The sequence below is a fragment of the Streptomyces sp. NPDC002156 genome, assembly GCF_053593675.1.
Genome location: NZ_JBSFDA010000108.1, coordinates 18,933 through 33,498 on the forward strand (window position 1 = coordinate 18,933; position 14,566 = coordinate 33,498).

Consider the following 14,566-nt stretch of genomic DNA (forward strand, 5'->3'; position numbering starts at 1 on the left):
GCCGTCGCCCTCAACATGCCACCCTCTACCGTGAGTTCATGGACTTCAGCGTGGTCGCCGCGGCCCGTGAGGACGGTGGTCAGGTCGACGAGCCGGTGCGGGTCGGGGTGGCCGCCGACCGGCTCGGGTTCCGTGAGGTGTGGGCCGGTGAGGGGCCGACGTGGGACGCGTTCGTCCTCGCCACGGCCATCGGCCTAGCGACCGGGCGCGTCGCCCTGACCGCTGGTCCCGTGCCCGTGTCCGTACGCGATCCGCTGACGATCGCGCGCGGCGCGGCGTCCGTCGCGGCTGCCGTGGGGCGCCCGGTCGGGGTCGCGCTGGGCACCTCCAGCAGGCGGGTCGTCGAAGGCGTGCACGGGGTGCCCCGCGTCCGTCCGGCGGCCACGCTCGCGCACAGCGCGGAGGCTGTACGGGGTCTCCTGCACGGGGAGCCGGGCGAGCCGCTCGCGCCTGGGAGCGTCTTCCAGCGGCGGCACCGGCCGCCCGGGGGCCCGCTCACGGTGGCGGCGTTCGGTGACCGGGCGATCTCCGTGGCGGCCGCCCACGCCGACCGGATGGTTCTCGACGTCGTCTCGCCGGAGCAAGTGCGGGAGCTGCGGGGGCAGTTGGAGACGGCGTCGAAGCGGGCGGGGCGCGTCTCGCCACCCCGGCTGGCCGCCTGGCTGCCGGTCGCCGTCGACCCCGGGCCCGAGGCGCTCGACCAGGTCCTGCGGAGCGTCGCCGGCTATCTGGCCGTACCGGGCTACAGCGACATGTTCGCCGCGGCCGGGTTCGGAACGGCGGTGGAACTCGCGCGTTCCGGTGCCCCGGTGGACGCGTTGCTCGCCGCATTGCCGCCGGAGGCCGCGGGCACGGTCGCGCTGGTGGGTGGCATCGACGCCGTACGCGCCCGGATCGACGCCTATGCCGGGGCCGGGCTGGACGAGATCGCCCTGGTGCCCGCCACCGCCGGTGATCCGGCGGGCGAGCGCACGCTCACGGCTCTGGCGGACCTCGTCTGATCGCTCGTCGGTCCTGCCGCCCAGCGGACATCACAGCGACGCGAATTGGTATGGACCTGCCAAGGGTCAGCCGCTAGGCTCTGGCCAGCCACACGTGTGAGAGCGCTCTCAGAGTACCGCCGTTCCACCCCACCTTGCTGGAACAACGAAGGGCAACTCCCTTGAGACGCAGGACGATCACGCGCGCCTCCCTGGCCGCGACACTGCTCATGCTCGGCACCTTCACCACGACGGGCGTCCTGCCCGCAGCCGCCGACTCCTCCCCCACCGCCAAGGCGACCACCACATCCGCCTCCTCCGCCGAAGCACCGGCCTCGGCCGGACTTCTCGCCGCCATGCAGCGCGACTTCGGGCTGACGAAGCCGCAGGCCGAGGCACGCCTCGCCGCGGAGAAGACGGCGACGGCCGCCGAGCCGAAGGCCCGCCAGGCCGCAGGTGCCTCCTACGGCGGCTCCTGGTTCGACGCCGACAGCGGCCGGCTGTCCGTCGCCGTCACCGCGGACGCCTCCCCCGCCACCCTCAGCGCCGTCCGGGCCACCGGAGCGACCGTCCGCACGGCAGCCCACAGCGCCCGGCAGCTCGACGTCACGCGGGCCCGCCTCGACAAGCTGGACGCGCCCGACGGAGTCAGCGGCTGGCACGTCGACCCCAAGGGCAGCGCGGTCGTCGTGACCGTCGTCGCCGGCCGGCAGGGCGACAACGATGTCGAACAGTTCCTCGACCGGGCCCGTGCCGCAGGCCCCGTCACGGTCGAGAAGACCGCCTCCGCCCCGAGCACCTTCGCCGCCGGAACCGTCGGCGGCGACCCGTACTACACGGGCAACGTCCGCTGTTCCATAGGGTTTTCGGTGCACGGCGGATTCGTGACCGCCGGGCACTGCGGCAGCGCCGGCGCCGGGGTCAGCGGCTGGGACCGGTCCTACATCGGCAACTTCCAGGGCTCCTCGTTCCCCGGCAACGACTACGCCTGGGTCAACGTGGGCAGCGGCTGGTGGACCGTACCGGTCGTGCTCGGCTGGGGCACGATCCCCGACCGGCTCGTGCGCGGCTCGGCCGTGGCGCCCGTCGGCACCTCCATCTGCCGGTCGGGGTCGACCACGCACTGGCACTGCGGGACGGTGCAGGGCCTCAACGAGACCGTCAACTACAGCCAGGGCGCGGTCTATCAGATGACCAAGACGAGCGTCTGCGCCGAACCGGGCGACTCCGGCGGCTCGTTCATCAGCGGCGACCAGGCCCAGGGCGTCACCTCCGGCGGCTGGGGCAACTGCACCAGCGGGGGCCAGACCTGGTTCCAGCCCATCAACGAGATCCTCAGCCGGTACGGCCTGACCCTGCACACAGCCTGAACAGGCCTCTCCTGACCAGGCGTTGGTGAACTCCCCCGTTGGCGGCACGCGTACGCTCCGCGTGCCGCCGACGGGCTTGTCCGCAGGGTCAGTTCGGCAGGTCGGCCGGGTCGGTCGCCCAACCGGTGTCCGGCTGCTCGGAGAGACCGAAGGCGAGCGTGCCGCCCCGCAGGGTCAGACCGGGTCCGACCCAAGACCTGCCCTCCGTACGGCCGTTGAGGCGCACGGCATCGACGTACACGTGCGTGGCGTCGGCCTCGGGGGCGCTGATCCTGATGTCGGTACGGCCCGGGCGGTCCAGCACCGCGGACGGGAAGAGCGGGGTGCCCAGCAGCAGGTTCGCGCTGCCGGGGGTCTGCGGATACAGCCCCAGCGCGGAGAAGACGTACCAGGCGGACATGGTGCCGAGGTCGTCGTTGCCGGGCAGACCCGAGGGCCCGGTGCCGTACACGGTGTTCAGGATCTGGCGTACGGTCGCCTGGGTCTTCCAGGGCTGGCCCAGGGCGTTGTAGAGCCAAGGGGCGTGGATTCCGGGCTCGTTGGTGGGGTCGTAGCGCAGCGCGTCACCGCCTCGGACGGACCACGACCCGTCCGGATTGTGGAAGAAGCCGTCGAGGCGGGCGGCGGCCTGTTCGCGGCCGCCCATCGCGGCGGCCAGGCCCTGGACGTCCTGGGGCACCATCCAGGTGTAGGTGGCGCTCGTGCCCTGGGCGAAGCCGCGGTCGCTGCCGGGGCTGAAGGGGGTCACCCAAGAGCCGTCGAGGTTGCGGGCCTGGATGTAGCCGCCGGTGGCGGTGGCCTCCGGGTTGAAGACGTTGCGCCAGTAGGCGCCCCGTTCGGCGAGGGCCGCGGCCTCGGTGTCCCGGCCGAGCAGCTTCGCCCACCGTGCGAGCGCGTCGTCGGCGACGGCGTCCTCCAGGGTCTCGGCGGCGCCGCCCCAGCAGTGGCACACGTCCTGGGCCGCGTAGTGCGAGGTCAAGTACTGGGCCAGGTTGGGGCGTTGGCCGACGCACTGGCCCGGGCAGCCGGCGTCCAGAAGGCCGTCGGGATGGGGCACGGTGGCCTGCCGTACGAGTGAGTCGAAGGCGCCCTCGTAGTCGAAGTTGCGTACTCCCATGGCGTAGAAGGTGGCCAGGGTCGCGGCTGACGGGTCCCCCGTCATGACATGGGTGGCGCCGCTGATGTGCACCCAGCGGTCCCAGACTCCGCCGTTCTGGCGGGCGAAGTTGTAGAGCGACTGGGCGAAGTCGCCCGCCACCGTGGGTTTCAGCAGGGCGAGCAGCTGTATCTGTGCCCGGTACTGGTCCCAGCCGGAGAAGTTGCTGTACTGCGCCCGCTGCCCGCGCGCCAGCCGGTGCACGGCGCCGTCCATGCCGTAGTAGCGGCCGTCGGTGTCGCTGATCAGGTTCGGCTGCATGAGGGCGTGGTAGAGCGCGGTGTAGAAGGCCGTACGGCGGGCCGGTTCACCGCCCTCGACACGTACGGTGGCCAGCTCCCGGTCCCAGGCCCGCGCGCCGGCCTCGGCCACGTCGGCGACGGTCGCGCGCGGCGGGATCTCCCGGCGGAGGTTGGTCTCGGCGCCCGCCTGGCTGACGTACGAGATGCCGATCCGCATCCGGACATCGTTGTCGGAGGACGTGTCGAAGCCGACCCAGCCGCCGGAGCCGCGTCCCGCGCGGTCGGCGCCGGTCGCGTATCCCTCGCCTCCGGAGTCCGTGGTCGAGCCGGGTGAGAGCGTGCTGTCGTGCCAAGTGCCGGTGGTGGCGAAGGCGCGGTCGAAGGAGGCGCTGAAGTACAGCTTGTAGTAGCTCTTGCGGTTGTTGACGCCGCCGTTGGCGCGCCGCCCGCAGAAGGCGCCGGTGAGCACCCAGCCGGTCACCTTGCGGTGGGCGGCGTCGATGTCGATGTGCGCGTTCTCGCTGCCGTTGAGGGAGTTGGAGACGCGGAAGAGGAGGTTCGCGGGCCGGTCGCTCGGAAAGCTGAAGTCGGCGACACCGGCGCGCCGACTCACGGCCAGGTCGGCACTCGCGCCCGACTTCAGACCCAGCGTGTAGCGCCCGGGCACGGCCTTCTCCTCCGCGTGCGAGAAGTCGGCGGCGTAGACGGCGTCCTTGGTGTCCGCCGAGGGCGAGGACGTGACGTCCCCGACGAACGGCATGATCGGTACGTCCCCTGCGGCGCCCGGGTTGCAGCCGGCACCGTTGACATGGGTGAGGCTCAGCCCACGGATACGGGTGACGCCGTACTGATAGCCGTTGGCCGCGCCCGTGCTGGTCTGATCGCCCGTCGTACTGGTCGGCGACCAGGCGATCATGCCGTACGGGAGGGTGGCACCGGGATAGGTGTTGCCGCCGTTCGCAGAGCCGATCAGGGGATCCACGAGCGAGGACGGCCGCTCGGCGGCTGCCTCGACGGCGGTCGCCGGGGCGGGAACCGCCAGCGCGAGGGCGGTGGTTGTCAGCACGGCGGCAAGTCGGTGTACCAACCGTCTTGCGCTGCTCGGCCGTTGAGGGCGCATGGGCACGATCACCTTTCGGAGAGGGGCATTTGGGCACGGGGTGCGGATGAGGGTGGCGCCTGAGGTTAGGAGGTCGCGCGGTGGGTGGGAAGTGACGTCGGCGACGGGGTGGTGAAGGGGAGGTGAACGGTGGGGCGGGGGTGGGGAGTTGGGGGGTACGGGGCGTTGGTGCCCGGGGCCGTCAGGGCCGGGGGGCCGGGCCTTGGGGCCGAGGCCCGGAACCGAAGCCGGGACCGGGGCCGGGACCCGAGCCGGAACCGAGACCGGAGCCGGGACCTGGACCGGAGCCGGGGGCGGAGCCGAGGCCCGGACCCGAACCGGGACCCGGACCGGGGGCAGGCCCCGAGCCGGGGGCAGGACCCGAGCCGGAACCGGGGGCGGGGGCAGAACCGGGGCGGAACCGGAGCCGGAGGCAAGGCTCGGAGCCGGGACCGGAACCGGGACAGGGGGCCGGGGGCGAGGGCCGAGGCCCGGAGCCGGAACCCGGACCGAACCGGGACCCGACCGGAGCCGGAACCCGGACCGGAACCGGAGCCTGGGCCCGGACCCGAACCGGGACCGGAACCGGAGGCGACGCTCGGGGCCGGGGCCGGGGCCGGGACCAGAGCCAGGACCGGGACCGGAGCCGGGACCGGAGGCGACGCTCGGGGCCAGAGCCGGGGCCGGGGCCGGGGCCGGGGCCGAAGGCCCGTCAAACCTCGGGCCCCAGGGCCCGCGCCTCACGCCTCACGCCTCACGGCTCACGGCTCACGGCTCACGGCTCCAGCTTCCTGAGTTGTGCGTTGGTGTAGCGGGTTCGGCGTAGGCGCTCGGGGAGTGGGGTGCGGTAGTCGGGGAGTAGGCGTTGGGCGTGGAACGCCGTCTTCAGGAAGGCTCGGACGGCGCGCTCTCGGCGGGGGCTGAGCCAGCCGATGCCGTGGAGGCGGCAGACTCGCTCGCCGGCGAGGTAGCGGGTCAGGTCTCGGCCGAACGGGCGTAAGGGGGACGGGAACCAGCGTTCGGCGAAGAAGTCCATCATCGCGGTCGCCACGCGGCGGCCGGCCTCCGTCTGCTCGTACGGCCGGGAGTCGAACTTCGCGGCGAACTCGGTCATCGCGTTCCAGTCCTCGGGGAACACCTCGCCCGCCAAGGGGCCGGACTCTCGTTCCAGGAGGCGGAAGAGCGTCTGCGCCCAGTGGTGCCACGCGGTCTTCATGTTCTCGCTCGTGCCCGGCAGGCCCAGCGAGGTCTGCAGCCGGTCGCCGAACGTGGCCAGCAGGACCAGGGGATAGACGAAGTCGTCGATGTCGTCGAAGTTGCCGGGGAGGTGCGGGGTGCGGCGGGCGACGCCCAGGTGGATGCGGTTCAGGCGTTCGGCGGCCTTGCGGCCGGCCTCGCTGGACAGGCCGTCCACCATCCAGGCCGTCAGGAAGTCGTTGCCGTCCTGGAAGCGCCGGTGGGGCCTCCTCTCCAGCTTCGCGGTGTGGGCCAGGGTGGCGGACCCCATGCTCGGCTGCATCATGCGCATCGTGCCCGGATAGATCATCATCGCCAGGGCGAACTCAGGGACGCGGTAACCGATGTAGAGCGAGATCATGCGCTCCCAGTCGGTCTCCGGGTCCATTCGGGCAAGCTCACGGTCCACCCATCTGTACCTTCGGCGCAACGCCGCTGCCCTCCCCGTACAGAACGGCACATGCCGTCAAATCCCTTTCACCACAAGGTAGTTGACCGGCCATGGAGCATGATGCGCTCCGCTATGCTCGACCCCTTCGAACGAACGACGACCGACCGACCGAACAGGAACGTGAGAGCGCACGTGACATCCGGAGACGGCGATCACCCATCGGCGACGCGTTCGGAACGCGGCTCGGGGCACGGATCGGTGCACGGCTCAGCAAAGCTGATCGCCGGTCGGTATCTGCTCCACGACATCCTCGGCAGGGGCGGTATGGGCACGGTCTGGCGCGCCCACGACCAGCTGCTCGACCGGCCGGTCGCCGCCAAGGAGCTGCACATCCTCACCCACGGCGACGAGGAGCACCGCATCCGGGTGCGCCGCGCCATCCGTGAGGCACGCGCGGTCGCCCGGGTGCCGCACCCCCATGTGGTCGGCGTCCATGACCTGGTCGAGGCCGAGGACCGGCTGTGGATCGTCATGGAACTCGTCAACGGGCCCTCGCTGGCCCACCGGACCGCCGAGACCGGCCCCCTCACGCCGCAGCACACAGCCACCCTGGGCCTCCAACTGCTCGACGCGCTGGAAGCCGTGCACAACGCCGGCACCCTGCACCGGGACGTCAAGCCCGCCAACGTCCTGCTGCGCCGGGACGGCAGCGCGGTTCTCACCGACTTCGGCATCGCGGCCCTGGACGACGGCGAGTTCCTGACGACCACCGGCGAACTGATCGGCTCCCTGGAGTTCATGGCGCCCGAGCGGGTCACGGGGGCGGAGGCCGGTCCCGCATCCGACCTGTGGTCCCTGGGCGCGACCCTCGCCACGGTCTGCGGCGGGCTGTCCCCGTTCCGCAGACCGGCCGCACCCGCGACGCTGCACGCAGTGGCGTACGAGGAACCCGTCCTGACGGAGCGGCTCGGCCCGCTGCGCCCGGTCGTCGAGGCGCTGCTGCGCAAGGCTCCGGCGGAGCGCCCCTCTGCAGCCGTCGTACGTTCCGCGTTGCAGCGGGTCACGGCCGGGGAGACGTCGGAGATGTCCGCCGAGCCGCTGCCCCCGGCGACCGTGCGCGTACGTCGGCCCTCGCACCCGACAGCCGACGCGGACACGGTGACCAGCGGGCACGGGCGGCCGGTCCCAGCCGGACAGACCGTACCGACGGCGCGGCACACCACTTCGCTCAAGCCCCAGCAGCAGCGGTCGTCCCGCTCGACGGGGCCGAAGCGGCTGCTGTGGGCACTGGCCGGGACAGCTGTACTGGCGGCGGGCGTCGTGGGCGGTCTCTTCCTCACCGGGACGCTGCCGTTGAAGGAGGGCCCGAAGACGACGACCGTCAATCAGGTCGTGCAGTCGGCGACCGGCTGGCAGCCGGTGACCGGAGCGGCCGTCCAGCGGGGAGACCAGGTCACCGTGCGATTCGTCTCGGGAGAATGGACGGTCGACCACCGGAACATACCCATGACCGGGCCGGCCGGCTACGACGCGGACACCGACGCGTTGCTGGACGGCGCGAAGGACTGCAAGGTCAAGCCCGCGGCACCGTTCGGCACCCTGCTGGCCGTCCTCACGGGCACCAAGGACTTCCCCGTCCACTCCGTCGGGCGGAGGCTGACCTTCCGGGCGGCCGGGAACGGCACCCTGCAACTGGGCATCAACGACTCCGCCGGGGCCTGCTCCGAGGACAACCGGGGCACGCTGACCGTGCAGGTGAGCGTCACGCACCAGCCCTGACGGACCGGTCACCGACACCAATATTGTTAATGGGATCCATTTTCATGTAGCGTCCTGTCTCGCTCACCGACCGAGGAGGACTCCCATGGCCGTTCCCAAGCGGAAGATGTCCCGCAGCAACACCCGGCACCGCCGCGCCCAGTGGAAGGCGACCCCGACCCAACTGGTACAGGTCACCGTCGACGGGGTCGCACACATGGTGCCGCAGCGCCTGGTCAAGGCGTACGAACGCGGGCTCATCCAGCCCTGACCGGACCTGACCTCCTCGACCCCAGGCTCAGTTGTTCCAGCTCTCGTCGTACGGGTCGCGCGGCGTCGGGACCGGCTTCGCCTCGGCGATGTCGAAGAACGGGATGATGCCGTTGTTCACCGGGTCCTTGGTCCGCTTGGCGGTGTAGGTGCCGGTGAGTTCGAGCCAGGTGTCCGGTTGGATGACCGGGGGGATCCGGCCGGTCAGGCCGACCTTGACCGGCTGGGCGTCGGCGGCGCAGCAGTTGAGGGCCATCCGGACCAAGTACGGGGTGCCCTTGCCGTCGAGCGCGACGAACCCGGTGATCGCGATCCGCCGGTCGCCCAACGAGCGCCCGTGGTCGTAGGCCGCACGGCCCGCGTAGTCGACGAGGCTGAGGCGTACGGGGTCACCGGAGGGCAGCGGCGCATAGGCCAGCGGCGCCTGGAGGGCCGTACCCGTGCGCAGGGCGCTGTAGGAACCCAGGGCGGGCGGGGCGACCAGGATCAGCGCCAACAGGGGCAGGACCAGGAGCCAGGAGACGCGCGGTTCACGGTGGACATGGCCGTGACCCTCCTCAACCCCCTTGTCCGAGCCGGTCCTTGAGCGTTTCCGCTCGTACCAGACCGTCGCCAGCGCGGCCACGATCAGGACCAGTCCGGCGCCGACGACCAGTGGCTGGAGCCCTGCCTTGACGTACCGCAGATAGAGGTCGGTGGTGCCGGCGTGCACCATCGCTCCACCGACCAGGAACAGGACGACCGCCTGTGCCTGCCGGTTCACAGGAGCACCGCCCCGACAAGCACCGACGACGCCACAGCCATGACGAAGGTGGCGGGCGCGAAGCGGAGGGCGAAGCCTCGGCCGAAGGTCGCCGTCTGCATGGCGAACAGTTTCAGGTCGATCATCGGGCCGACGACGAGGAACGCCAGCCGGGCCGTGAGCGAGAACTGGGTCAGCGACGCGGCGACGAACGCGTCAGCCTCCGAGCAGATCGACAGCAGCACCGCGAGGACGGCGAGAGCGAGGACCGACACCACGGGGTTGTCGGCCGCGAGGCTCAGCCAGCGCTCCGGCACCACTGACTTCAGCGTGGCCGCGGCCATCGCGCCGACGACCAGGAAGCCGCCCGCGTGCATCACGTCGTGCCGTACGGAACTCCAGAAGGCGGCGCCCTTGCCGAGGCCCTCGTCCGACGGATGGGCCGGCGGGCGCAGCCAGTCGGCGCGGCCGAGCCGCTGCCAGAGCCAGCCCATCGCGCAGGCGACCAGCAGACTCGCGACGAACCGGGCGACCACCATCTCCGGGCGGCCCGCGAACGCGATGGCGGTCGCGGTGAGCACGATCGGGTTGATCGCCGGGGCGGAGAGCAGGAACGCCAGCGCCGCCGCCGGGGCGACACCCCGCCGCACCAGCGCCCCCGCCACCGGCACGGACGCGCACTCACACCCTGGCAGCACCGCTCCGGCCATCCCCGCGACCGGCACCGCGAGGGCGGGCCGACTGGGCAGGGCGCGGGCGAAGAACGACGGCGGTACGAACACCGCGAGCAGCGCCGACAGCAGCACACCGAGGACGAGGAAGGGCAGTGCCTGGACGACGACGGCGACGAACACCGTCATCCAACTCTGCATCACCGGCGCGGACACCGCCCCGCGGATCGGCCCCTGCAGGGCGACCACCAGGATCAGCAGCATCGTCAGGACGAGCGGCGAGTTGAACTGCCAGCCCTGCTGCTCGCCGCCCGGATCCCCCTCCGGCGCCTCCGTGTCGCGGTGGCCGGCCCCGGGCGGGGCCGCTTTGGTGATGCTCACGGGCGAGGTACCTCCGGGCGTGGCCGTGCTGTGTGCGTGCGTTCCCTACCAGTTCAGTACGCCCGGACGGGCGCTGTTGCTCATTTTGCGAGACAGAGGAACGAGCTTAGGTTGGCGCGTATGCAGTCCTACACCATTGGTCAGGCCGCCCGTCTGCTGGGCGTGAGCCCCGACACCGCCAGGCGGTGGGCCGACGCGGGGCGGGTGAAGACCCACCGTGACGAGGGCGGGCGGCGGCTGATCGACGGACGGGATCTGGCCGCGTTCTCGACCGAGTTGGCGAGCGCGAACTCCGGCGCGGGCAGCGGCTCCGGCGAGGAGGAGCCGTCGTACACCTCGGCCCGCAACGCGTTCCCCGGCATCGTCACGGCCGTGAAGCTCGGCGATGTGGCGGCCCAGGTCGAGATCCAGGCGGGCCCCCACCGGCTGGTGTCGCTGCTGACCCGGGAGGCCGTGGAGGAACTCGGTCTCGAAGTCGGCGTGGAGGCCACGGCCCGCGTGAAGTCGACGAACGTACATATCGACCGCGCCTGATCCGGGGCGGGAAATAATCGGTGGCCGTGTCCGCGGGGCATGGTTACGGTCGCGGCATGGTGGAGACATCCGGTACGTGCACCGACCAGTTCGCCTCCGTGCGCGAGGCGCTGGCGGCATCGCTGGCCGACAAGGACGTGGGCGCGTCCGTCGCTGTGCACCTCGACGGAGAGCCGGTGGTCGACCTGTGGGGCGGCCACCTCGACGAGGCCCGTACCGTCCCGTGGGAGCGCGACACCCTCACCAACACGTGGTCCACGACCAAGACGATGACGGCACTGTCCGCCCTGGTCCTCGCCGACCGGGGCGAACTCGACCTGGACGCGCCGGTCGCCCGCTACTGGCCGGAGTTCGCCGCGAACGGCAAGGACGACGTCCGGGTACGGCATCTGCTGGGCCATACGGCGGGCCTGCCCACCTGGGACGAGCCGATGACGCTCGACGACCTCTACGACTGGCCGACGGCCACCTCCCGGCTCGCCGCCCAGGCCCCGGCCTGGAAGCCCGGCGTCGAGGGCGGCTACCACGCCGTCACCTACGGCTACCTGGTCGGCGAGGTGATCCGCCGGGTCACCGGCCGCACCCCGGGTGTCTTCTTCGCCGAGGAGATCGCCGGTCCGCTGGGCGCCGACTTCCACATCGGACTGCCCGCCGAGCACGACCATCGGGTCGCGCCCGTGATCCCCCTGCCCAAGCGGGTTCTCGACCCGAACGCCGCCCTGCCGCGCGACCGCCCCGGCAACCCGCACCTCCCGCCCGCCACCGCCAACACGGAGGCCTGGCGGCGCGCCGAGATCCCCGCCGCGAACGGCCACGGCAACGCCCGCTCGGTCGCCGCCGTCCAGTCGGTCCTGTCCTGCGGCGGCACCGCACGGGGCGTACGGCTCCTGTCGGAGGCGGGCTGTGAGCGTGTCCTGGAGGAGCAGTTCCGCGGCACGGACAACACCCTGGGTGTGCCCATGCGCTGGGGCATGGGGTACGGCCTGCACGGCGGCCAACTCCCCAACCCCCGCACGTGTTTCTGGGGCGGCTGGGGCGGCTCGATGGTCCTGGTCGACATGGACGCGCGCCTGACCGTGGCGTACGTCATGAACCGGATGCTCGACCCGGAAGGCCTCGGCGACGACCGGGCGTTCATGATCCTGGCGGCGGCCTACGAAGGGCTGTCCGTGTAGGTGAGAGACTCGGCCGCGTGGAACGACCTCCCTCCTCCCCCACGTTCGACGAACTCCTCGGCCGGGCCCGCGCGCTGGTCAGGGACGACCGGCGTGCCGTGCTCGGTATCGCCGGGAGCCCCGGCGCGGGCAAGACGACGCTCGCCGAGCGGCTCGTCCGGGCCCTGAACGGCGACGGCACACCCTGGGTCGCCCATGTCCCGATGGACGGATTCCATCTCGCCGACGTCGAGTTGGACCGCCTGGACCTGCGCAACCGCAAGGGTGCGCCGGACACCTTCGACTCGGCGGGGTACGCGGCGCTGCTGCAACGGCTGCGTACCGGGGGCGAGGACGGCATCGTCTACGCCCCGAGGTTCGAACGGGTCCTGGAACAGCCGATCGCGGGCGCGATCCCGGTGTTCCCGTCGGCGCGACTCGTCGTCACCGAGGGCAACTACCTACTCCTGTGGCCCCGGGTCCGCTCGCAACTGGACGAGGTGTGGTTCTGCGAGCTGGACGAACAGGAACGCCTGCGCCGCCTCATCGCCCGCCACGAGGAGTTCGGCAAGACCCACGAGAAGGCGGTGGCGTGGGTACTGCGCTCGGACCAGCCCAACGCCGAGCTGGTAACGGCAACCCAAGACCGAGCAGACCTGGTCGTACAGACAGACGGGACTGCACCCACCTAGGGGCGCGGGGAACTGCGCGACCAGCCCCCACCGGCGGGCAGCCAAAGTCCCAGTCAGCAACCCGATACTGTCAGCTCCGGCTCACCGCGGGCATCGCCCGCCGCCTCGCCGATCACAGCCGTGAACCCCTCGGTGCGCACTCGAAGGCCGTCTGGCGTCGCCTCGAAGACCGGCACGAACTCGGCACCCTTTCCGTACCGCACGGCGAACACACTCAGCCCCTCCGGTGCGCCGGGCGCAGGCTCAGCCTCCAGCGCCGTGGAGCTGACCAGGTGCCGCCAGCCCTCGTCGGGGTTGCCATAGCCGCGCGGATCGGCCGCGAGGGCGAACGCCGCCTGCTCCTGGGTCACCTCGGCGCGGGCGTCGAAGTGCTCCACGCCCTCCGCCCCAGGGTGCGTCAGACGCAGGGTGCCCGCAGAGGCCACGGCACCCGCTTCCGCCGTACGGCGAACCCTGTCGCCGTCATCCGTGGCGTACGGCAGGCCCGCGAGCAAGTACGGCGCGCCGTCGAGGTGTTCGACGGCGACCGTGACCCACAGGGCCGTGCCGTCCGTGACGTACAGGGACCGCACATGGCGCAGGACGTGGTCGCGGCCGACGACCGGCTTGGTGACCAGCTTGGCCGCGAGGCCGTCGGTGCGGACGTCCCGTACCCGGACCTCGCCCATCGGGCGGCAGAGCAGGAAACCGTCCACGACCGGACCGAAGCCGTGCTGGCGGTTCACCGCAGCCGGAAGGTAGTACGTACCCGCCGCCTCGACCAGTGACGGGGTCATCTTGCTGTCGAAGGCCACCGAGACCGTGCCGGCGCGGAGTTGGTGGCGCAGGGGTTCGGTGGACGGGGTGCGGTGCCAGGGGGTGGTGTCCTGGATCTGCCAGACCAGCATCCACGCGAAGTGGCCGTCGATGCCGCCGTCCGGCTTGGCCGCGTGGCGGGCCCAGCGGCTGTCGCCCCGGTAGCGGCCGAGGTCGGCGCCGATGCGGTGGCCGAAGTAGCGCAGACCGAGGACCGATTCGAAGGCGGAGTGCTGTTCGCTGTAGCGGGGGCCGCCGTTGTCGTAACCGCCGTTCGTCAGGCGGGCGTCGATATAGCGGGCCAGTGCCTCGCCGTCCTCCGCGAAGATCTCCTCGCCGCTGATCCGGTGGGCCTGGGCGAGGAAGGAGAGGGAGATCGGGCCGTAGTTGTTGTCGTAGGCGCCGCCGTGCTCGGGGGGCAGGGCCGCGCCCCGGTCGCCCACCCGGTGGGCGCGGATCTTGTCGACGTACAGCGAGATCGCTCGCGACCTGACCAACCGCCCTTCCTCGGGAGGGAGATGGGGAGCCAACATCAGGCCGCCCACCACGCAGCCGATGGCCTGGTTGCCGGCCTCCTGCGGGTTGAAGAAGGTCGCCTCGGTCAGCCAGCGCCAGTAGCCGCGCGCCAACTCGACCAGTTCCGCGCGCTGTTCGTCGGCGACGAGCCCCTCGGCCGCGTCCAGGATGTTGACGGCCTGGAGCAGCGCCCACACCGTGCTCGGCCAGTCGCCGATGGGGTGGGCGCCGGACTCCAGTACGTAACGGGCGTACGGGAGACCGGAGTTGCGGGTCCGCAGGTTGGGGTAGCCGGGGTTGTCCTCGGTGTAGACGCGCTCGCGGAGGTGGAAGGCGAGGCTGCGGGCCACCGCCTCCGGCAGCCGCGGGTCCTTGCCGCGCTGCCAGGCCAGGGCCAGCAGCGAGGTGACGCCCAGGGAGGTGTCGCCGATGTCGTCGGTGGCGGCGGGGTGTTCGAGGTTGCCGTCGCGGGTGAGGCGAGTGAGCGCCTCACCCCCGTCGCGGGTGAGGCCGGGGTGGGAGTGGGGCCTTGGGGAGAGCCGGGGGGGGGGTCAGAGTGTTTGTATAGAAGTGTGTATA

12 protein-coding genes are annotated in these 14,566 nt (G+C 71.8%); 7 read left to right on the forward strand and 5 right to left on the reverse strand.

All coding sequences use genetic code 11. The features are described 5' to 3' along the window. Positions 1–38 precede the first annotated feature (38 nt). Positions 39–1,001 carry an LLM class F420-dependent oxidoreductase gene (locus ACWCRB_RS33420; RefSeq protein ID WP_450999635.1) on the forward strand — a complete coding sequence of 321 codons (963 nt, stop codon included), beginning with the start codon at positions 39–41 and terminating at the stop codon, positions 999–1,001. A 161-nt stretch (positions 1,002–1,162) separates the two neighbouring features. After that, positions 1,163–2,350, forward strand: a complete 1,188-nt coding sequence (locus ACWCRB_RS33425; RefSeq protein ID WP_450999636.1) for a S1 family peptidase — start codon at positions 1,163–1,165, stop codon at positions 2,348–2,350. An 88-nt stretch (positions 2,351–2,438) separates the two neighbouring features. Here the strand turns inward: ACWCRB_RS33425 and ACWCRB_RS33430 are convergent, their stop codons facing one another. Beyond that, entirely contained in the window at positions 2,439–4,868 is a 2,430-nt protein-coding gene (locus ACWCRB_RS33430; RefSeq protein WP_450999637.1) for a GH92 family glycosyl hydrolase, read from the reverse strand. Positions 4,869–5,622: 754 nt separating this feature from the next. Beyond that, positions 5,623–6,492 carry an oxygenase MpaB family protein gene (locus ACWCRB_RS33435; RefSeq protein ID WP_450999638.1) on the reverse strand — a complete coding sequence of 290 codons (870 nt, stop codon included), beginning with the start codon at positions 6,490–6,492 and terminating at the stop codon, positions 5,623–5,625. 240 nt (positions 6,493–6,732) lie between these two features. Here ACWCRB_RS33435 and ACWCRB_RS33440 point away from each other — a divergent pair, with 240 nt between their 5' ends. Beyond that, on the forward strand, positions 6,733–8,253 hold the full coding sequence (locus ACWCRB_RS33440; RefSeq protein WP_450999639.1) for a serine/threonine-protein kinase: 1,521 nt from the start codon (positions 6,733–6,735) through the stop codon (positions 8,251–8,253). A gap of 85 nt (positions 8,254–8,338) precedes the next feature. Beyond that, positions 8,339–8,503, forward strand: a complete 165-nt coding sequence (rpmF, locus tag ACWCRB_RS33445) for a 50S ribosomal protein L32 (protein WP_371664352.1) — start codon at positions 8,339–8,341, stop codon at positions 8,501–8,503. A 27-nt stretch (positions 8,504–8,530) separates the two neighbouring features. Here rpmF and ACWCRB_RS33450 read toward each other — a convergent pair whose 3' ends face one another. Together ACWCRB_RS33450 and ACWCRB_RS33455 are read right to left on the reverse strand one after the other, a co-directional pair. Continuing rightward, positions 8,531–9,265, reverse strand: a complete 735-nt coding sequence (locus ACWCRB_RS33450) for a TIGR03943 family putative permease subunit (RefSeq protein WP_450999640.1) — start codon at positions 9,263–9,265, stop codon at positions 8,531–8,533. Beyond that, positions 9,262–10,296: a permease gene (locus ACWCRB_RS33455; RefSeq protein WP_450999641.1), complete on the reverse strand. Its 1,035-nt coding sequence runs from the start codon at positions 10,294–10,296 to the stop codon at positions 9,262–9,264. Before ACWCRB_RS33455 ends, ACWCRB_RS33450 begins: the two co-directional genes overlap by 4 nt. Before the next feature lie 120 nt (positions 10,297–10,416). Between ACWCRB_RS33455 and ACWCRB_RS33460 the strand changes: the two genes are divergently transcribed. From ACWCRB_RS33460 to ACWCRB_RS33470, 3 genes are read left to right on the forward strand one after another with little or no spacing between them, the layout of a single operon-like run. Beyond that, positions 10,417–10,830, forward strand: a complete 414-nt coding sequence (locus tag ACWCRB_RS33460; protein ID WP_450999642.1) for a TOBE domain-containing protein — start codon at positions 10,417–10,419, stop codon at positions 10,828–10,830. Between the two features lie 56 nt (positions 10,831–10,886). After that, complete coding sequence (locus ACWCRB_RS33465; RefSeq protein WP_450999643.1) at positions 10,887–12,005, forward strand: serine hydrolase domain-containing protein; 1,119 nt, start codon at positions 10,887–10,889, stop codon at positions 12,003–12,005. A 17-nt stretch (positions 12,006–12,022) separates the two neighbouring features. Further along, entirely contained in the window at positions 12,023–12,676 is a 654-nt protein-coding gene (locus tag ACWCRB_RS33470) for a nucleoside/nucleotide kinase family protein (RefSeq protein ID WP_450999644.1), read from the forward strand. A gap of 53 nt (positions 12,677–12,729) precedes the next feature. Here the strand turns inward: ACWCRB_RS33470 and ACWCRB_RS33475 are convergent, their stop codons facing one another. Further along, entirely contained in the window at positions 12,730–14,337 is a 1,608-nt protein-coding gene (locus ACWCRB_RS33475; RefSeq protein WP_450999645.1) for a hypothetical protein, read from the reverse strand. Positions 14,338–14,566: the final 229 nt, after the last annotated feature.

Excerpts from the sequence above, each read along its gene's own strand:
- rpmF (WP_371664352.1), top strand. The coding sequence starts at position 8,339 with ATGGCCGTTCCCAAGCGGAAGATGTCCCGCAGCAACACCCGGCACCGC.
- ACWCRB_RS33420 (WP_450999635.1), top strand. The coding sequence starts at position 39 with ATGGACTTCAGCGTGGTCGCCGCGGCCCGTGAGGACGGTGGTCAGGTC.
- ACWCRB_RS33460 (WP_450999642.1), top strand. The coding sequence starts at position 10,417 with ATGCAGTCCTACACCATTGGTCAGGCCGCCCGTCTGCTGGGCGTGAGC.
- ACWCRB_RS33465 (WP_450999643.1), top strand. The coding sequence starts at position 10,887 with ATGGTGGAGACATCCGGTACGTGCACCGACCAGTTCGCCTCCGTGCGC.
- ACWCRB_RS33430 (WP_450999637.1), bottom strand. The coding sequence starts at position 4,868 with ATGCGCCCTCAACGGCCGAGCAGCGCAAGACGGTTGGTACACCGACTT.